The organism is Liquorilactobacillus oeni DSM 19972, from assembly GCF_001436275.1.
In the GTDB taxonomy this organism is placed as follows: domain Bacteria; phylum Bacillota; class Bacilli; order Lactobacillales; family Lactobacillaceae; genus Liquorilactobacillus; species Liquorilactobacillus oeni.
In genome coordinates, this window is record NZ_AZEH01000037.1 from 1 (window position 1) to 17,638 (window position 17,638).

Below are 17,638 nucleotides of genomic sequence, written 5' to 3' on the forward strand. Positions count from 1 at the left end.
GTAGAGCATCTGACTTTTAATCAGAGGGTCGACAGTTCGAGCCTGTCACGACTCATTAATGTCAATTATATATTGACGTTAGTGTATAAATATGATAATATAACTAAGTTGTTGTTTATGAGTATTGTGTCTTGCCGACTTAGCTCAGTTGGTAGAGCATCTGATTTGTAATCAGAGGGTCGGGCGTTCGAATCGTCTAGTCGGCACCATTTTTATGCGGAAGTAGTTCAGTGGTAGAACATCACCTTGCCATGGTGGGGGTCGCGGGTTCGAATCCCGTCTTCCGCTTGTCATTATTCTTGCCGGGGTGGCGGAACTGGCAGACGCACAGGACTTAAAATCCTGCGGTAAGTGATTACCGTACCGGTTCGATTCCGGTCCTCGGCATAGTTATATTTATGCACCCATAGCGCAATTGGATAGAGTGTCTGACTACGAATCAGAAGGTTGTAGGTTCGACTCCTACTGGGTGCATTATCATCGGGAAGTAGCTCAGCTTGGTAGAGCACCTGGTTTGGGACCAGGGGGTCGCAGGTTCGAATCCTGTCTTCCCGATAGAGAGTAGTGATACTCTTTGAGCACATCGCGGCGTAGCTCAGCTGGCTAGAGCGTCCGGTTCATACCCGGGAGGTCAGGGGTTCGATCCCCTTCACCGCGATATACAAGTTGATAGAACTTGGACCTTTAGCTCAGTTGGTTAGAGCAGACGGCTCATAACCGTCCGGTCGTAGGTTCGAGTCCTACAAGGTCCATTATACTTGAATTAAGTTGATGGTATAATTGATCTGTTTATTATAATGGAGGATTACCCAAGTCTGGCTGAAGGGAACGGTCTTGAAAACCGTCAGGTGGGTAAAACCACGCGAGAGTTCGAATCTCTCATCCTCCTTTTACTTTTTTAATATTATCGCGGGATGGAGCAGTCTGGTAGCTCGTCGGGCTCATAACCCGAAGGTCGTAGGTTCAAATCCTTCTCCCGCAATTATGGTCCTATGGTGTAGGGGTCTAACACGCCTGCCTGTCACGCAGGAGATCGTCGGTTCAAATCCGTCTAGGACCGCTAGTATTGTTGTTTTGTAATGGCTCGGTAGCTCAGTCGGTAGAGCAATGGATTGAAGCTCCATGTGTCGGCAGTTCGATTCTGTCCCGCGCCATATGCATTATTATGCGGGTGTAGTTTAGTGGTAAAACCACAGCCTTCCAAGCTGTTGTCGCGAGTTCGATTCTCGTCACCCGCTTATTTATATTATTTTTGGAGAAGTACTCAAGTGGCTGAAGAGGCGCCCCTGCTAAGGGTGTAGGTCGTGAAAGCGGCGCGAGGGTTCAAATCCCTCCTTCTCCGTTTTTTGACCCGTTGGTCAAGTGGTTAAGACACCGCCCTTTCACGGCGGTAACATGGGTTCAAATCCCGTACGGGTCACTTTTTAATATTATCGCGGGATGGAGCAGTCTGGTAGCTCGTCGGGCTCATAACCCGAAGGTCGTAGGTTCAAATCCTTCTCCCGCAATTATGGTCCTATGGTGTAGGGGTCTAACACGCCTGCCTGTCACGCAGGAGATCGTCGGTTCAAATCCGTCTAGGACCGTAAAAAGCGTGTCAGTAAACTGTATTTTCAGTTTACTGGCTTTTTTTATGGCTCTAATTTTATTTATTATCATAGTTGATATTTTATCTTATTTATTGGTGTGCTAAAATAGTTAATGTTACAGCACATTCCCGATAGGATTCATTAATGTGAAGATGCCTTGTAACCAAATATTTGAATGGGGGAATTATTGTGTCAGAAAGACATTTATTTACGTCCGAGTCTGTTTCTGAAGGACATCCAGATAAAATTGCCGATCAAATCAGTGATGCAATTTTAGATGCATTATTAGAAAAAGATCCAAATTCTCGAGTTGCGTGTGAGACTACTGTAACTACAGGATTAGTAGTTGTTGTAGGTGAAATCTCTACTAAGGCCTACATTGATATTCAAAAGGTTGTTAGAGAAACAATCAAGAAGATTGGATATACAGACGGTAAATATGGTTTTGACGGTGATAACTGTGCCGTTTTAACGGCTCTTGATGAGCAGTCACCGGATATAGCGCAAGGGGTAGATGAATCCCTAGAAACACGGCAGGGAGATGGTGATCCGCTCGACCAAATTGGAGCTGGGGATCAGGGAATGATGTTCGGGTATGCAATTGATGAAACTCCTGAGCTCATGCCATTGCCAATTGCATTAAGCCACAGGTTGATGCGCAGAATTGCTAAATTGAGAAAAGATCGTACTCTGAATTACCTCGGGCCGGATGCTAAAGCACAGGTAACAGTAGAATATAACGAAAACGATAAGCCCGTACGGGTGGATACAGTAGTTATTTCTACTCAACATGATGAAGGTACAAGCTTAGAAACAATTCGGCAAGATGTGATTGCTCATGTGATTAAGGCAGTTATCCCTGCAAAATTATTGGATGAAAAGACAAAGTACTTTGTCAATCCTACTGGCAGATTTGTAATTGGAGGACCTCAAGGCGATGCAGGTTTGACAGGACGTAAGATTATTGTTGATACTTATGGTGGTTATGCTCATCATGGTGGTGGTGCTTTTTCTGGCAAAGATGCTACCAAAGTTGATCGTTCTGCAAGTTATGCTGCCCGCTATATTGCAAAGAATATCGTAGCAGCTAAGATCGCTTCAAAAATTGAAGTAGAACTTGCATATGCAATCGGGGTAGCTCAACCGGTTTCTGTTTCGGTCAATACTTTTGGCACCTCCAAGGTTGATGACGAATTATTAGTTAAAACGATCAGAAAAATATTTGATCTGCGACCTGCTGGAATCATTCAAATGCTTGACTTGAAACGGCCGATTTATAAACAGACAGCAGCTTATGGCCATTTTGGAAGAACCGACATTGATCTTCCATGGGAGAAGACTGATAAAGTAGCAGAATTAAAGGCAGATTTAGACTTGAAGTAGCCCATGAAAACTTGCTTTTTTTACTTATTTTTGCTAGTATATTAAAAAATAATAATGATGATGGGGAATAGTAAAAAGAACAATTTTTTTAAGAGAGTACGTGGTCGGTGTAAACGTATTATGATTGTATTTTGAACTCACCTCGGAGTTGTCTGTTGAAATTAAAGTAGGCGGAAACGGAATCTTCCGTTATAAAGATTAAAGAGCCGGCGAACCAATGCCGGAAGATAGGTGGTACCGCGAGTATTTTCGTCCTATATGGAGCTTTCTAAAAGTAGGCTCGATATGGGACTTTTTTATTTAAGAAGGGAATGAAGGTAAAAGATGAGTTACAATCACAGTATTATTGAAGATAAGTGGCAGCGTTATTGGGAAACACATAAGACTTTTAAAACAACGGAAGATCCAAAAAAGCCTTGTTACTATGCGCTTGACATGTTTCCGTACCCTTCTGGTCAAGGACTGCATGTTGGGCATCCGGAAGGATATACAGCAACTGATATTATTTCTCGTATGAAAAGGATGCAGGGTTATAATGTTTTGCATCCGATGGGGTGGGATGCTTTTGGACTGCCAGCAGAACAATATGCTTTGAATACCGGACATTCTCCACGTGAATTTACTAAAGAAAACATCAATAATTTCAGGCGCCAAATAAAATCTTTAGGACTATCTTATGATTGGGATCGAGAAGTTAATACAACAGATCCTTCATATTATAAATGGACACAGTGGATTTTTGAAAAGCTTTATGAAAAAGGGCTTGCTTATGAAGCTGAGGTTCCTGTCAATTGGAGTCCGGATTTGGGAACCGTAGTAGCCAATGAAGAAGTAATTGATGGAAAGACTGAACGTGGAGGATTCCCAGTTATTCGCAAACCGATGAGGCAATGGGTTTTGCGCATTACTGCTTATGCTGATCGTTTGTTGAAGGATTTAGATGACATTGATTGGCCTGAAAATATTAAAGAACAACAACGCAATTGGATCGGGCGCTCTGTTGGTGCCAGTATCAGATTTAAGGTTGCTGGGGATAAAAAGCGTGAGATTGAAGTCTTTTCTACCAGACCCGATACTATTTTTGGTGCTACTGCTTTTGTTTTGGCTCCAGAGCTTGATATTGTAAAGGAATTAACTACTCCTGAAGAAAAAGATAGTGTTGAAGAGTATGTTAAACAGGTTTCACACAAATCAGATTTGGAACGAACGGATCTTGCTAAAGATAAAACAGGTGTGTTTACCGGCAGTTATGTAATTAATCCGGTAAATGGTGAAAAAGTACCGGTCTGGATTGCAGACTATGTTTTAGCTACATACGGAACAGGTGCTGTGATGGTTGTGCCTGCACATGATGAACGTGATTATGATTTTGCTAAGAAATTTGGTCTGAAAATTGTACCAGTGATTGAAGGCGGAGACGTTACCAAGGAAGCATATATCGGGGACGGAAAACACATCAATTCAGGGTTCCTTAACGGATTGAACAAAGAAGAGGCAATTAAAACAATTATTGATTGGCTTAAAGATCACCATGCAGGTGAAGAAAAAGTCAATTACAGACTTCGTGACTGGTTATTTTCACGCCAGCGTTACTGGGGCGAGCCGATTCCCGTAATTCATTGGGAAGATGGTGAGACAACGCTTGTTCCAGAAGATCAACTGCCATTACGTTTGCCTAAGGCGGTTGATATTAAGCCTTCTGGTACTGGGGAAAGCCCACTCGCTAACTTAGATGAATGGGTTAATGTTGTTGATAAAAATGGGCGCAAAGGAAAGCGTGAAACAAATACGATGCCGCAATGGGCAGGCAGTTCATGGTATTTTTTGCGTTATGTAGATCCACATAATCAAGGCGAGATTGCATCGTTAGAAAAATTAAAGACATGGATGCCAGTTGATCTTTATGTTGGTGGTGCTGAGCATGCGGTATTGCATTTATTATATGCACGTTTCTGGCATAAATTTCTCTATGATCTTGGAGTTGTTCCTACTAAGGAACCGTTCCAAAAGTTGGTTAATCAAGGAATGATTTTGGGCAACAACCATGAAAAAATGTCTAAATCAAAAGGAAATGTTGTTAATCCCGATGATATTGTTAAAAGGTACGGGGCAGACACATTACGTCTTTACGAGATGTTTATGGGTCCATTGGACGCCTCAATTGCTTGGAGTGAAGATGGACTGAATGGTGCAAATAAGTTTATTCATCGTGTTTGGCGGTTGATAGTTGACGACAATGATGAATTACGCGATCGGATTACTACTATCAATGATGGAAAACTAGAACGTGTCTATAATCAAACGGTTAAAAAAGTCAGTGAAGATTTTGCGGCATTACATTTTAACACCGCTATTTCTCAACTGATGGTCTTTGTAAATGAAGCGTATAAATCAGACTCATTACCATTGGAATATATGGAAGGGTTAGTAAAGATGCTCTCACCAATAGTACCTCATGTTGCAGAAGAACTTTGGACTATGCTAGGACATGTTGGAACTATTACTTACGAAAAGTGGCCAACCTTTAATTCGGAAAAGTTGGTAGAAGACAATGTTGAAGTGGTTGTTCAAATTAATGGAAAAGTGCGCCAGCATATGGTCATTCAAAAAGGAACAGAAAGAAAAAAACTGCAAGAGACAGCACTTGCCGATGAAAAAGTTAAGAAGGAAATAGCGGATAAAACGGTAGTGAAAATAATTGCAGTACCAGATAAATTAGTAAATATTGTAATTAAGTAATAGTTAATTAATAGTATTTTTTTGAAAGGGGCAAGCGATCTGGTTTTAGACCGCTTACCCCTTTTTAAGTAGTTGATAATGGTTTTTTCAGTTTATGAACTTTTAGATTAACATTAAAATTTGATTGCAATGTTGTTAATGCATCTATATACTGGAGAAAGTACTTTAAAATACAGGAGGTTTTTCAAAAAAATGAAAAATGAGCTATCACGCTCGCTTACACATCGTCACATTCAGATGATCGCAATTGGTGGTGCAATCGGAACTGGCCTTTTCTTAGGGTCTGGAACGGCTATTCAAAAGGCAGGGCCGGCGCTAATCCTTGCGTATTTAATGGCCGGGATAATCTGTTTTTTTATGATGAGAGCAATCGGTGAATTAGTTCTGTCTGATATCAAATTAACGTCTTTTATTGACTTTGTAAGAAAGTATTTGGGGGAGCGCTGGGAATTTGTAATTGGATGGACCTACTGGCTTTGCTGGATCAGTTTAGCAATGGCTGATTTGACTGCTAGCGGGATCTATCTTAGATACTGGTTTCCGTTTGTTCCGCAGTGGCTTGTACCTTTGGTAATTATTATTACGCTCCTTTCTTTTAATCTGCTTAGTGTTGGGCTGTACGGTGAGTTAGAATCTTGGTTTGCTAGCGTTAAGGTTTTGGCAATTATTGCATTGATTATAACCGGAGTTTTCCTGATATTGTTTAGAGTAAGAATCGGAGACAATGTTGTTTCTGTAAATAACCTTTTTGCACACGGAGGTTTTTTCCCTAAGGGGTGGTCGGGCTTATTAGCAGCATTTCCAATGGTTATCTTTGCTTTTACTGGAATTGAGATGGTTGGGCTGACTTCTGGTGAAACTGAAAATCCTAAACGTGATCTTCCGCGAGCAATTAACAGCCTTCCCATTAGAATAGGATTATTTTATATCGGTTCGATGTTTGTAATAATGTGTATTTATCCTTGGAATGAGATTGTGACTTCTTCCAGTCCCTTTGTACAGGTCTTTTCTGGGATAGGGGTCAAAATGGCAGCAGGAGCCATTAATTTTGTAGTTTTGACAGCTGCTTTATCCGCATGCAATAGTGCTATTTTTAGTACTAGTCGGACATTGTTTGTACTTGCACGTAGTAACAAAGCACCTAGTTCATATGCAAAGACAAGCAGCCATGGAGTTCCTGTACAGTCTTTGCTTTTTTCCTCAATCGTACTGCTCGTAATCGTACTATTGAACTACGTAATTCCTCAAAGTGTTTTTCAAATTATTTCTGGAGTTGCAACTATCAGTTTCATTTTTGTTTGGATAGTATTAGTGATCTGTCATGCTAAGTATAAAGCAGCGTTGAAAGGAAAAAAGACAAGTTTTTCAATGCCGTTTTATCCTTTTTCAAGTATACTTACAATTTTGTTTTTTGCAGGAGTTTTATTCCTGCTTGTTTTAGATAAGAGTACATTACTATCTGTGATATTTTCGCTAGTTTGGTTTATATTTCTGGCTTTTTGTTATAGTTTGATCCCTAAAAAAGTGAAAAAAAAATTATAAATAGCCCGCTGTTTTTTTCAAACAGTTAATAAAAAGTGTATTTAAAAAGTCAAGAGAAATCATGCCAATAGTTGTTGGGCTTTGAGCGTTAACTGAAATTACGGACGCGGTCTGAATTGACTATGAATAATTTCGTGGTTAAGCGTAAAAGACTGATTGTTGAAACATATTAATGCGCATATTTCAGGTTAAAATAGGGGGACTGGGTAAAAGTTAATTTTTAACCCAGTCTCTTTGTGTTATCAGGCAATATCCGTGTTTAGCTGTTCAAGTAGCCAAATTTTTTATTAAATTCCTGGAAAAAATGCTGAATTGAAATATTATTCAGGTATTTAAATGAGAACAAAGCAATTGTTTTTCTGGTATAAATTAGCAGCTACTTTTTAAATTAATGTAAATTTTAGGGGCATGATTGCATGCACTTTAAAAACAGTTTAGAATTAACAAAGTTGAATCAAGTAAAAAGGTAGGAAAAAAATGATAGGTAAGCCGATACAAGACAAACAAGTTAATAATAAATTTGAAAAAGACGAGTCGGCCAAAGCAAAAATGTTGCGTGGTTCTGCTTGGATGACAATGGGAAGTATTTTTTCCAGAATTTTAGGCGCGATTTACATTATTCCTTGGTATGCATGGTTTGGTAAAGATAATTTGGCGGCAAATTATTTATATACTCAAGGCTATACAGTATACAGTGTATTCTTAATGATCTCTATTGCAGGAATTCCTTCTGCAGTTTCAAAGCAGGTAGCTCATTATAATGCTAAAAATGAATATGCGCTTGGGCAGCGGCTGTATAAAAAGTTGGTTTTACTGATGCTAGGACTCGGAATAGGTGCCGCTTTAATCATGTGGTTGATTGCTCCTCTCATATCTCAAGGGGATCCAAAAGTAGTTCCAGTATACCGTTCACTTGCAATAGCACTTACAATTATCCCACTGATGAGCTTGACACGCGGCTTTTTTCAAGGCTATCAGGATATGTTTCCCTCGGCATTGTCACAGCTGCTGGAACAAGTTGCCCGTGTTTGTTATATGCTGGCTGCAACTTATCTGATTATGCGTGTTTTAAAGGGAAGTTATGTCACAGGTGTGGTACATTCAACTTTTGCAGCTTTTATTGGTGCCTTGGGCGGACTTACCTTTTTGGGATTTTTTTACCTTAAAAAGAAAAAAAGACTCAATGAATTAGCTGCACAAAGCGCTAACCAGCTTGATATTTCGGATGGGCAAGTTATTAAAGATCTTTTGGTTGAGTCAGTTCCCTTTATTATTATTGGTGTTTCAACAACTCTGTATAATCTTTTGGATCAGTTTACTTTTAAAAAAATAATGCTTTTTTCTACTAATTTTAGTGTAAAAATGATTAACGATTTGTATGCGATCTTTGCTGGAAACGCAAACAAATTGATTATGATCACAATCTCTTTGGCAGCTGCCATGGCTGCAACTGTGATCCCGCTGCTTTCAGAAGCCTATACTAAAAAAGATCAGAAACAGATTTCCGCACAGATTACAGATGCAGTAGAGTTATTTTTGTTGTTGATGCTGCCATGTTCATTGGGGATGGCTGCAGTTGCTAAACCGCTTTATGTTGTGTTTTATCAATACGATATTACGGGTATTTATGTTTTAAGTTTTTCTGCTTATGTTGCAATTCCAATTGGTTTGTTCATGGTGCTTTCTTCTCTTTTGCAGGGAATCTATCAAAATAAATTGGCGATCCGATATTTTGTAATCGGAATAATAATTAAAATAATACTGCAAGTTCCGTTGACAATGCTGCTGCATCCATTTGGACCGCTGCTGGCTACAGCAGCAGGAATGATGGTTTCAAATTGGCTTATGCTGCGTTGTTTTTACTATTCGTATCAACTTGACCTTAACCGAGTAACTAGGCGTTTTGATGCATTGCTTCTCTTTTCGTTAGTTACTTTCGTAGTAGCACTAGGCACAGTTCAAGTCAGCAGCTTATTCTTGAACTTGCAATATCGTATTCAAGCTATGCTCTCTCTTTTAATGAGTGTAGGGACAGGCGGCTTTTGCTATGTTTATCTATGCTTGAAAACAAGAATGGCTGACAAAATTTTGGGTGCCAGAGCCAGTGGGCTACGCAGATTATTAAGAATCAGGTGAATCTTTAGATGAGATTAGATAAGTTTTTGACTGAGGCTATTGGAAAAACACGTTCGCAGGTGAAAAAGTTATTAAAAGCTAAAAATGTGACTGTTAATGAAGAAGTTATTATCATTGGAAAATTTCAAGTTAACGCTAATGAAGATAAAGTCTGTATAGCAGGTAAACGAGTAAGATATCAAGAATTTTATTATCTAATGCTTAATAAGCCGAAAAATGTTGTATCTGCTACTACTGATATACATCAGCAAACAGTGCTCTTTCTTATAAGAAACAAGGTTAAAGCAAGAAAGAAACTTTTTCCTGTTGGCCGTTTGGATAAAGATACTACGGGTTTATTACTATTAACCAACGATGGCAATTTTGCGCATGAACTAATTTCTCCAAAAAAGCATGTTCCAAAAACCTATCGAGCTGTAGTGGCAGGAATAGCTGATGAAGTGACTGTAAGACAGTTTGCAGCAGGATTTTCGTTGCGAAACAAAGAACCAGTACGTCCCGCAAAGCTTAAGGTCTTGGAAACTGATGTTCAAAACAAAAAAAGCAAGGTTGAAGTGGTAATTACAGAAGGAAAGTATCATCAAGTAAAAAGAATGTTCGGTGCAGTTTCCATGAGGGTGCTGGAATTAAAAAGAATAGCGATTGGTAAATTAAAATTGGATTCTGAACTAAAAGAAGGAGATTCTCGCTTTTTGACTGAACAAGAGCTGAACCTCCTAAAAAGAAAATAGAAATATTTAATGATCTAAGCTAATCATTATTCAAAAAAACACGGATCTTCTCATGATTACAAAAAATCTCAGTTCTTTTTATAGTTTAAAACTGAGGCTTTAAATGTTTGTTTAAAAGTAAGCATAAAACGCAGGTGTTTTTTTCATAGTGTGCAAACGGTTTTTAAATTTAAGAATTAGTATATTGTGCCATAAATTCCTGAAGTCTTCCAATAATGTCTGTGGGTAAAACGATGTAGTGCGAGGAAGAAAGTTCAGCAGCAATTGCACTATGGCAGTAAACAGCGGCATCAATAACCTGTTCATAGTCCTTTAGATGAAATTGTCCTAAAAAAGCAGCTATTATGCCAGTTAAAGTATCTCCCATACCGCCAGTGGACATATATGGTCCTCCGATGGGCAGTAATGAAGAAGTGCCATCAAGATGGTAAATTACAGTATGGTATTTTTTTAAGACTACGGTTGCATGCAGTTTCTGTTGCTGTTTTTTATTTGTATCTTCAGCTTGATCTGCGATTTTAATGCCGCTTATGCGCTGCCACTCCATTTGATGCGGTGTAAAAATAACTTGTTTTTCTTTTAAGAATTTAAAAAGTTTCTGGTTGTCTGCAAGCAGACTGATTGCAGAACCATCAATAATTAAAAATTGGTTCTTACGAGAATTTCGTAGAATATTTTCTAGGATATTAACTGCTGGAATATCAATTCCTAGGCCTGGACCAACAACGATAACGTTTGTTTTTTCAGCTGCTTGTGAAACCGCTTTTTTATTGTTAAAATCAATAAACATCGCTTCTGGTACAATAGAATGCAGTGCAGTTAAATTTTGCGGAGAAGTAGCACAGCTTACTAGTCCGGCACCAGCATGGATGGCTGCTGCTGTGGATAAGATAATGGCTCCGCCATACTGCTGATTTCCGCCAACGGTTAGAATTTTGCCAAAATTGCCCTTATGACTTTCTAAAGGACGGGGTTTGATAATCTGATTTAGTATTTTTTCATCTAATTGCAGCATTATTCAGACTCCCTTGTATAGTATATTTCATTTATTATATAACAATTAACCCTTTAACAGTAACTGAAAACTTTTAGAAAATAACTATAACGTGATAAAATTATAAAATAAGTAACTTTAGGAGGATGTACAATGCAGATTGAATGGAAGAAAGAGATTCAAAATCGACGAGAAGCGTTACTCGCAGATTTACAAGAAATTCTAAAAATAGAAAGTGTTCGCGATGAAGCCCAAGCAACACCAGAAGCACCTTTCGGTCCTGGACCATATGCAGCTTTGGAAAAATTTTTGAAGATTGCAAATCGTGATGGATTTAAGACCGTCAATGTTGATAATATGGCTGGTCATATTGAATTTGGTCAAGGAAAAGAAACTCTGGGAATTCTAGCACATGTAGATGTTATGCCGGCAGGAAAGGGCTGGGAAACAGATCCGTTTAAACCGCTTATTAAGGACAATAAGCTCTATGCGCGTGGTGCATCTGACGATAAAGGGCCTGCAATGGCAGCTTATTACGGTCTTAAGCTGCTAAAAGAACTTAATCTACCTATTAACAAAAGGGTTTTATTAATTATTGGAACCGATGAGGAAAGCGGTTGGAGATGTATGACAAGGTACTTTAAGAAAATGCCACTACCTGATTTCGGTTTTTCGCCGGATGCTTTTTTCCCTCTAATTAATGGAGAAAAGGGCAATGCAACTTATCATGTAGATTTTCAAGGAGGCAATGGCGAGCAGTCAAAATTAATTACTTTTAATGCGGGATTACGTGAAAATATGGTTCCACGAGATGCAAAAGCCGTTCTTAGCGGTGTGGAATATAATATGGTTAAGGAACATTTAGCACAGTTTACAGCTGATAAACCAGTTGACGGCGAAGCACTTGAAAAAGATAACACTGTTGAAGTTATACTGGTTGGAAAGGCTGCACATGCACAGGAACCACGCAAGGGAGAAAACGCGGGAACGTATTTAGCACTCTTTTTAAAACAATTTGGACTTGGCGGCGGGGCAGCAAATTTTATCTCTTTTGCGGCTGATTACTTGCACCAAGATTCAAGAATGAATAATCTAGGGATGGCCTTTACTGATAAAGTAATGGGGGATTTAACAATGAATGCTGGTATCTTTGAATTTGATGCTTCTAAGGGCGGGCGGATTACGCTTAACTTCAGATATCCACGAGGAATTGAAGCTTCTCAGATTGAAGAAGGACTGAAAACAGCAGTCCAAAAAATGGAAGGAACAGTCAATCCAACGGGTAAATTACAGCAGCCACACTATGTATCTCTTGATGACCCGCTTGTTCAGACATTACTCGGGGTATATGAACGGCAAACTGGAAATAAGGGTTCAGGAATGGTTGTTGGCGGTGGAACTTATGGACGTCTGCTTAAACGCGGGGTCGCTTTCGGTGCAATGTTTCCCGGAGCGCCTGATACAATGCATCAGGCAAATGAATTTATACCAGTAGAAGATTTGTTGAGAGCAGCTGCAATCTATGCCGAAGCGATCTATGAATTAATTAAGTAAAGGCTAAATCAGTTATAAAGTTTTTCAGAAGTTTTACTTTTAATATTTTTAATACATTTTTAATTTTTTGTATTTCCTTAAAATAAGGCGTAAAATTAAGCTAGGAAAATCAATTGGAGGTCTTAGCATGCAAAAAAATTTTATGCATGAAATGGAAGGAAACATCTTAGATGAAGATGAAAAAACAAAGACATTCTTGGTGCCCAGCAAAAGGGAAAAATTAGCGATTAGAGTTGATAAAGACGTTTTAGCGGGTTTGCTTGACGATCAAAAACTAGAACATATGCTGAAAAACTTATTAAAAATGAATTCAAAAAAAACCACAAAAGAGGTTATTAATATTACAAAGAGAAATTATCGTATTTTTATTTAAACATAGAAGTAATCTAAGCATTGGTACTTAAGGGCTATGTTAAAAGTATATTGTGATACATCTTTTTGTTTCACATTTTCTTTGTACTTGTTCAGGTAGAAAAGCAGGTAAAAAAGCATGCAGAATTATTTAAAAAATCCTGTCATGCTTTTTACTTTCTATACATTTAAAACTTAATAATACTTTGAATGCTATTGGTACTGTATATTTGAGGATGGTTGACCGCACTTCCAATTGAAAACCAATCAATATGGGTAAGAATACAGGCAAGGTAATCAAACATTTCTTGACTGCTGGATTCATCGTGCTGTTCTTTATGCCACTTCTCAAAAGATGTAGAAAAAACTTTTGCGAGATGAGTATCTTTAATGTCGCCTTTAACCACATATCCGGTGACAACCGTTTTTTCTTCAACTTGAAGTTTGAGATTATTTGCTAAATTAATATAAAAATCCACAATATAACCACCTTTCACAATGCAAGTAATTATAGCATGGCTTGAAAGGTTCGGCAATTTTAGTAAATAAATTCACTTTTTAGTTGTTAAACAGACTGTATTTTTCTAAAATTAAAGGTGAAAGATATTAATAATAAGGAAGTGGTTAAATGTTTCTTACAACAGGAGAAATAAATCAATCTTATATGATTCTTGGGGTTGTCAATGCGACCATTAAGAAAACACTCACCGCAGAACAAATTGATGAGGTTGACTGTTATGATGATTTATATGATCAGGTAAAAACCAAATTAATTGAAAGAACTGTGGCCAAAAATGGTGATGGCATTATTAGCGTACATTTTGTACCTCAGATTGTAAATGTTGCAATAGGGCCAAAATATGTTTTGCTGCATGGCTATGGGACAGCAATATCTCTTCCAAATAAATAATACATAGCTTTGAGATAATTAGTTTTGTACAAAAAAGGGAGTGTGCCGATAGTCGTTAGGCTTTGAGCATTAACTGTTAATTACTCATAGTCCGAATTTGACTATGAGTAATTTGTGATTAAGCGGAAAAGACTGACTACTGAAATTCGTTAATATGGAATTGCAAAAGAGTCCAAAAAAACTGAGCCAAAACATAAGTTTTGACCCAGTCCCCAAATGATGCCTTAAATCTCTTCAAGCCTTGAACTAAAAACTCTTGTATGCCCTCGGCAGGAGTCGAACCTGTACTTGGAAACCCAAACAGCGACCTGAACGCTGCGCGTCTGCCAATTCCGCCACGAGGGCAACTAATTAATAACACCTTAATAGTATACAATACCTTAGCTGAAAATAAAAGAACGAAATTAAATTTATTCATTATTTTGAGGCAAAACTGCAAAAGCAGATTTTAATACTTAAAATTATTTTACTGAAAAGATAAGCATAGGAGTGGTAAGCGCTTTTTAACGCCGACGAGCAGCATTGTGTAACCTTTAATAAAGGTTAACAGACATATGAAAGTGTTAATGTTATAATAATGTATATAGTAAAGTTGGGTAGGAGTGATTTTTATGAAACAGCAATACAGCAATATTCTGGTTCCGGTTGATGGTTCGCAAAATGCTGAAAAAGCGCTTGAAAGGGCTATCAAGATTGCTCAAAGAGACCATGGAAGAGTGGAAGTTTTAAATGTGATTGATGTTAAACAATTCACGTCTAGCTTTGGTGGGGTAATGAGCGGAACTGGAGATATGATATATTCAACTTTTGAATATATTCAAGATTACTTAACAAAACTCAAGGCAAAGGTCAATGCTGAAGGTTTTGATAATCTTGGAGTACATGCTCGTTTCGGCTCCCCACGGGTTATTATTACTGAAGATTTTCCTAATGATTATCCTATTGACCTGATTGTTATCGGTAAGACTGGTTTATCTGCCGTAGAACGATTTTTTGTAGGGACTGTTACTGATAGTGTAATAAGAACGGCAAAGTGCGATGTTTTAGTAGTTTGATTTTAAAAAAGGGAGTGGGCTTTAATTGACAAGGATTGAATTGGTTTTTTTATGTATCTTAGTTTTGTTAATGGTCTATAACTTCAGGTTAAGCACTATTGTTAAAAAAATGCGTGATAAACTTGGTAAAAAAGAGGTTTCAAACTTAAAAGATACGAAGAACCCACAAATTCAGAGTGTGCTTGCTGTTAGAAAAAAATGGACGATTCTTAGCCAATTTCTCTTTTGGATTTCGGTTTCGATGGCATTTTATGGTTCTTTAAGTATATTAATATATTTTCTTAATTTATATACTGTAGCGATGATTTATATTAATCATCTTAATGAAAAAATAATTAAGGAATACGGTAAAGCATGACCATGTGATTATTTTGCTCAGTATAACTAAACGTTGAAATTTATAAAGATCTGTTTGCGCGCTGCTTACGTAACTAGATCTTTTTGTTTTTTTGTGTTGTTTAGAGTGTTGTGATAGCATTAAAAAGTGTTTTAATTAGTAATTCTTTAAAGTGAGGGCTCTATTTATGAATAATCTCAAACGTTATGGAAAGTTTTTGCTGCATGGGGCACTTGCTTTTATATTTCTCCTTGCAGTAGTGCAGTTATTTGTTCATTCTAGTTGGAAATTAATGTTGGAATACTATTTGGTCAGCAATTTTTTGATGCTTTTTCCATTTAATGAAAGCAAGCGGGAAGGTTTAGAAACTGCCGCAAAGGAAGAAAAAAGAGGCCATTTTCAAAGAAGCTCTAGGATGCCCCATTCTTCTGAAAGCTTATTGAGCAGGCAACAGCGCCTTCAAAAAGAAACGGATCTGCGTACTGTTTTACTGGATTTTTTTGTACAATTTATTAAATACATTTTTTTACAGTTATGTGCGCCAGTAATTTTTATGCAGCAATTTCTAACAGAAGAAAAATTTTAAGGATTTAAAGGTACGTACCACTGCTACTAGTTTGTAGAGTTGACTGAACTTGCCAAAGGACATAATGCATAATTATTTTTTTTTAATTTTTAAAATGTGTGAACTCTTGCTATTCAAGGCATTTATTAAAGTAATCTAATTTTAATTCTTGACTTTTTTAATAAAGTTGTTACAATTCACGGTATTTAAAGATTACTAAAAGGAGATACTTATGAATAGTTTTTTTAAGCGTATTTTTTTAAAAGAGGATCCGGATGTGTATCGAGATAAGGATTCTCATTTGAGACAAGTTTTAACCGTAAAAGACTTTTTAGCCTTGGGTGTAGGAACAATTGTTTCTACATCTATTTTTACATTGCCCGGCGTTGTTGCTGCTTCTCATGCCGGTCCTGCAGTTGCACTTTCATTTCTTGTAGCTGCAATTGTTGCTGGTTTAGTGGCCTTTGCTTACGCGGAAATGTCATCTGCAATGCCATTTGCCGGATCCGCATATTCTTGGATTAATGTAATTTTTGGTGAATTTTTTGGTTGGATTGCTGGTTGGGCCCTGTTGGCAGAATATTTTATTGCAGTTGCTTTTGTTGCCTCTGGGTTATCAGCTAACTTTAGAGGTTTAATTGAACCTTTAGGGCTCGTATTGCCGAAGCAGCTTGCAAATGCTTATGGAACTTCAGGCGGAGTTGTGGATGTAATTGCAGTTATTGTAGTTGTTTTAGTGGGCCTCTTGCTTGCACGTGGTGTTTCTGGCGCAGCACGCGTTGAAAACATTTTGGTTGTGCTCAAAGTTTTAGCTATTTTACTATTTGTTTTTGTTGGTTTAACAGCAATTAAAGCCTCAAATTATTCTCCTTTCATTCCGAAATATCATCCTAATCCTGATGGTTCTGCTTTTGGAGGCTGGCAGGGAATTTACGCAGGTGTTTCATCGATTTTTCTTTCGTATATTGGCTTTGATTCGATTGCTGCAAACTCTGCAGAAGCGAAAAATCCTAAAAAGACCATGCCGCGAGGTATTATGGGTTCATTACTATTGGCCGTTATTTTATTTGTAAGTGTTTCGTTAGTGATGGTCGGAATGTTCAAATATTCAAGTTATGCTAATAATGCAGAACCTGTTGGCTGGGCACTGCGCGAAAGCGGTCATCCTGTCGTTGCAATCGTTGTTCAAACTATAGCAGTTGTTGGAATGTTTACTGCTTTAATTGGAATGATGATGGCAGGTTCACGACTTTTATATTCGTTCGGCCGCGACGGAATGCTACCAAAATGGTTGGGCAAGTTGAATGATAATAAGCTTCCTAATCGTGCATTAGTTGTTTTGTCAACTGTCGGAGTAGTTTTAGGTGCTGTTTTTCCTTTTGCTTTTTTGGCACAGCTTATTTCTGCAGGAACTTTAATCGCTTTTATGTTTGTTTCGCTCGGTATCTATGCACTACGTCCGCGTGAAGGCAAGGATTTACCAGAACCGGGGTTCAAAATGCCATTATATCCGGTAATGCCGGCTTTAGCTTTCTTAGCAGCTTTTGCAGTTTTCTGGGGGCTTGATATTGATGCAAAATTATATGCTTTATACTGGTTCATTTTTGGACTTGTAATATACTTTGGTTATGGAATGAGACATTCATTTTTAAGCGAACGCAAGGGTAAAAGACTAGAAGACAAGAAATAATTTAACTTGGTATTTAAATGACCAGCAAAAACAAAAGAAAACTAAAATAGACCTGCTTCAAA

At 37.9% G+C, this 17,638-nt stretch carries 14 protein-coding genes, 17 tRNA genes, 1 riboswitch and 1 other annotated feature; of the genes, 28 read left to right on the forward strand and 3 right to left on the reverse strand.

Features of this window, described 5'->3' with window-relative positions; genetic code table 11:
• The first annotated feature begins 133 nt into the window (after positions 1–133).
• The 21 genes from FD46_RS04700 (at position 134) to FD46_RS04800 (ending at position 10,120) form a co-directional block, all read left to right on the forward strand.
• Positions 134–209: transfer RNA gene (locus FD46_RS04700), tRNA-Thr, on the forward strand.
• Between the two features lie 7 nt (positions 210–216).
• Positions 217–288: transfer RNA gene (locus tag FD46_RS04705), tRNA-Gly, on the forward strand.
• A 13-nt stretch (positions 289–301) separates the two neighbouring features.
• Positions 302–387 (forward strand) — tRNA-Leu (locus tag FD46_RS04710).
• A gap of 13 nt (positions 388–400) precedes the next feature.
• Positions 401–474: transfer RNA gene (locus FD46_RS04715), tRNA-Arg, on the forward strand.
• A 7-nt stretch (positions 475–481) separates the two neighbouring features.
• A tRNA-Pro gene (locus tag FD46_RS04720) sits at positions 482–555 on the forward strand.
• A gap of 29 nt (positions 556–584) precedes the next feature.
• A tRNA-Met gene (locus tag FD46_RS04725) sits at positions 585–658 on the forward strand.
• A 20-nt stretch (positions 659–678) separates the two neighbouring features.
• Positions 679–752 (forward strand) — tRNA-Ile (locus FD46_RS04730).
• Positions 753–799: 47 nt separating this feature from the next.
• A tRNA-Ser gene (locus FD46_RS04735) sits at positions 800–889 on the forward strand.
• A gap of 19 nt (positions 890–908) precedes the next feature.
• Positions 909–982, forward strand: a tRNA-Met gene (locus FD46_RS04740).
• Positions 983–986: 4 nt separating this feature from the next.
• Positions 987–1,060 (forward strand) — tRNA-Asp (locus tag FD46_RS04745).
• Positions 1,061–1,081: 21 nt separating this feature from the next.
• Positions 1,082–1,154: transfer RNA gene (locus tag FD46_RS04750), tRNA-Phe, on the forward strand.
• Positions 1,155–1,167: 13 nt separating this feature from the next.
• Positions 1,168–1,238 (forward strand) — tRNA-Gly (locus FD46_RS04755).
• A gap of 16 nt (positions 1,239–1,254) precedes the next feature.
• A tRNA-Ser gene (locus tag FD46_RS04760) sits at positions 1,255–1,342 on the forward strand.
• Positions 1,343–1,348: 6 nt separating this feature from the next.
• Positions 1,349–1,420: transfer RNA gene (locus tag FD46_RS04765), tRNA-Glu, on the forward strand.
• Positions 1,421–1,434: 14 nt separating this feature from the next.
• A tRNA-Met gene (locus FD46_RS04770) sits at positions 1,435–1,508 on the forward strand.
• 4 nt (positions 1,509–1,512) lie between these two features.
• Positions 1,513–1,586 (forward strand) — tRNA-Asp (locus FD46_RS04775).
• A 113-nt stretch (positions 1,587–1,699) separates the two neighbouring features.
• A riboswitch (SMK box riboswitch) is annotated at positions 1,700–1,781 on the forward strand.
• A complete protein-coding gene (metK, locus tag FD46_RS04780) occupies positions 1,779–2,972 on the forward strand; it encodes a methionine adenosyltransferase (protein ID WP_057896031.1) in 1,194 nt (397 codons plus the stop codon). Its footprint overlaps the riboswitch before it by 3 nt.
• Before the next feature lie 48 nt (positions 2,973–3,020).
• Positions 3,021–3,232 (forward strand) — a binding site (T-box leader).
• A gap of 64 nt (positions 3,233–3,296) precedes the next feature.
• Complete coding sequence (gene leuS, locus FD46_RS04785) at positions 3,297–5,711, forward strand: leucine--tRNA ligase (protein WP_057896032.1); 2,415 nt, start codon at positions 3,297–3,299, stop codon at positions 5,709–5,711.
• Between the two features lie 192 nt (positions 5,712–5,903).
• Positions 5,904–7,253: an amino acid permease gene (locus tag FD46_RS04790; protein ID WP_057896033.1), complete on the forward strand. Its 1,350-nt coding sequence runs from the start codon at positions 5,904–5,906 to the stop codon at positions 7,251–7,253.
• 477 nt (positions 7,254–7,730) lie between these two features.
• The gene (locus tag FD46_RS04795; protein ID WP_057896034.1) at positions 7,731–9,389 is read left to right on the forward strand and encodes a putative polysaccharide biosynthesis protein; all 1,659 of its coding nucleotides are present in this window, start codon (positions 7,731–7,733) and stop codon (positions 9,387–9,389) included.
• Between the two features lie 8 nt (positions 9,390–9,397).
• Positions 9,398–10,120 (forward strand): pseudouridine synthase, encoded by a 723-nt coding sequence (locus tag FD46_RS04800; RefSeq protein ID WP_057896035.1) that lies wholly within the window; start codon positions 9,398–9,400, stop codon positions 10,118–10,120.
• A 169-nt stretch (positions 10,121–10,289) separates the two neighbouring features.
• On the opposite strand, the gene FD46_RS04805 is transcribed toward FD46_RS04800, so the two are convergent.
• On the reverse strand, positions 10,290–11,135 hold the full coding sequence (locus FD46_RS04805) for an NAD(P)H-hydrate dehydratase (RefSeq protein WP_057896036.1): 846 nt from the start codon (positions 11,133–11,135) through the stop codon (positions 10,290–10,292).
• A gap of 132 nt (positions 11,136–11,267) precedes the next feature.
• On the opposite strand from FD46_RS04805, the gene pepV reads away from it, so the two are divergent.
• Positions 11,268–12,668 (forward strand): dipeptidase PepV, encoded by a 1,401-nt coding sequence (gene pepV, locus FD46_RS04810; RefSeq protein ID WP_057896037.1) that lies wholly within the window; start codon positions 11,268–11,270, stop codon positions 12,666–12,668.
• 127 nt (positions 12,669–12,795) lie between these two features.
• Positions 12,796–13,041 (forward strand): hypothetical protein, encoded by a 246-nt coding sequence (locus FD46_RS04815; protein WP_057896038.1) that lies wholly within the window; start codon positions 12,796–12,798, stop codon positions 13,039–13,041.
• 166 nt (positions 13,042–13,207) lie between these two features.
• Here the strand turns inward: FD46_RS04815 and FD46_RS04820 are convergent, their stop codons facing one another.
• Positions 13,208–13,498, reverse strand: coding sequence for a hypothetical protein (locus FD46_RS04820; protein WP_057896039.1), 291 nt, complete (start codon positions 13,496–13,498; stop codon positions 13,208–13,210).
• A gap of 149 nt (positions 13,499–13,647) precedes the next feature.
• Here FD46_RS04820 and FD46_RS04825 point away from each other — a divergent pair, with 149 nt between their 5' ends.
• The gene (locus FD46_RS04825; RefSeq protein ID WP_057896040.1) at positions 13,648–13,929 is read left to right on the forward strand and encodes a hypothetical protein; all 282 of its coding nucleotides are present in this window, start codon (positions 13,648–13,650) and stop codon (positions 13,927–13,929) included.
• Positions 13,930–14,190: 261 nt separating this feature from the next.
• Here the strand turns inward: FD46_RS04825 and FD46_RS04830 are convergent.
• Positions 14,191–14,274: transfer RNA gene (locus tag FD46_RS04830), tRNA-Leu, on the reverse strand.
• A 266-nt stretch (positions 14,275–14,540) separates the two neighbouring features.
• Here FD46_RS04830 and FD46_RS04835 point away from each other — a divergent pair.
• From FD46_RS04835 to FD46_RS04850, 4 genes are all read left to right on the forward strand, one after another.
• Entirely contained in the window at positions 14,541–14,984 is a 444-nt protein-coding gene (locus tag FD46_RS04835; protein WP_057896041.1) for a universal stress protein, read from the forward strand.
• A 25-nt stretch (positions 14,985–15,009) separates the two neighbouring features.
• Complete coding sequence (locus tag FD46_RS04840) at positions 15,010–15,342, forward strand: hypothetical protein (RefSeq protein ID WP_057896042.1); 333 nt, start codon at positions 15,010–15,012, stop codon at positions 15,340–15,342.
• A gap of 166 nt (positions 15,343–15,508) precedes the next feature.
• Positions 15,509–15,907, forward strand: a complete 399-nt coding sequence (locus tag FD46_RS04845) for a hypothetical protein (protein WP_057896043.1) — start codon at positions 15,509–15,511, stop codon at positions 15,905–15,907.
• Positions 15,908–16,118: 211 nt separating this feature from the next.
• Entirely contained in the window at positions 16,119–17,576 is a 1,458-nt protein-coding gene (locus FD46_RS04850; RefSeq protein ID WP_057896044.1) for an APC family permease, read from the forward strand.
• Positions 17,577–17,638: the final 62 nt, after the last annotated feature.

What these genes read in the sequence shown, in the direction of transcription:
- leuS (WP_057896032.1), top strand. Translation starts at nt 3,297, where the DNA reads ATGAGTTACAATCACAGTATTATTGAAGATAAGTGGCAGCGTTATTGG.
- FD46_RS04790 (WP_057896033.1), top strand. Translation starts at nt 5,904, where the DNA reads ATGAAAAATGAGCTATCACGCTCGCTTACACATCGTCACATTCAGATG.
- FD46_RS04795 (WP_057896034.1), top strand. Translation starts at nt 7,731, where the DNA reads ATGATAGGTAAGCCGATACAAGACAAACAAGTTAATAATAAATTTGAA.
- FD46_RS04800 (WP_057896035.1), top strand. Translation starts at nt 9,398, where the DNA reads ATGAGATTAGATAAGTTTTTGACTGAGGCTATTGGAAAAACACGTTCG.
- FD46_RS04805 (WP_057896036.1), bottom strand. Translation starts at nt 11,135, where the DNA reads ATGCTGCAATTAGATGAAAAAATACTAAATCAGATTATCAAACCCCGT.
- pepV (WP_057896037.1), top strand. Translation starts at nt 11,268, where the DNA reads ATGCAGATTGAATGGAAGAAAGAGATTCAAAATCGACGAGAAGCGTTA.
- FD46_RS04815 (WP_057896038.1), top strand. Translation starts at nt 12,796, where the DNA reads ATGCAAAAAAATTTTATGCATGAAATGGAAGGAAACATCTTAGATGAA.
- FD46_RS04825 (WP_057896040.1), top strand. Translation starts at nt 13,648, where the DNA reads ATGTTTCTTACAACAGGAGAAATAAATCAATCTTATATGATTCTTGGG.
- FD46_RS04835 (WP_057896041.1), top strand. Translation starts at nt 14,541, where the DNA reads ATGAAACAGCAATACAGCAATATTCTGGTTCCGGTTGATGGTTCGCAA.
- FD46_RS04845 (WP_057896043.1), top strand. Translation starts at nt 15,509, where the DNA reads ATGAATAATCTCAAACGTTATGGAAAGTTTTTGCTGCATGGGGCACTT.
- FD46_RS04850 (WP_057896044.1), top strand. Translation starts at nt 16,119, where the DNA reads ATGAATAGTTTTTTTAAGCGTATTTTTTTAAAAGAGGATCCGGATGTG.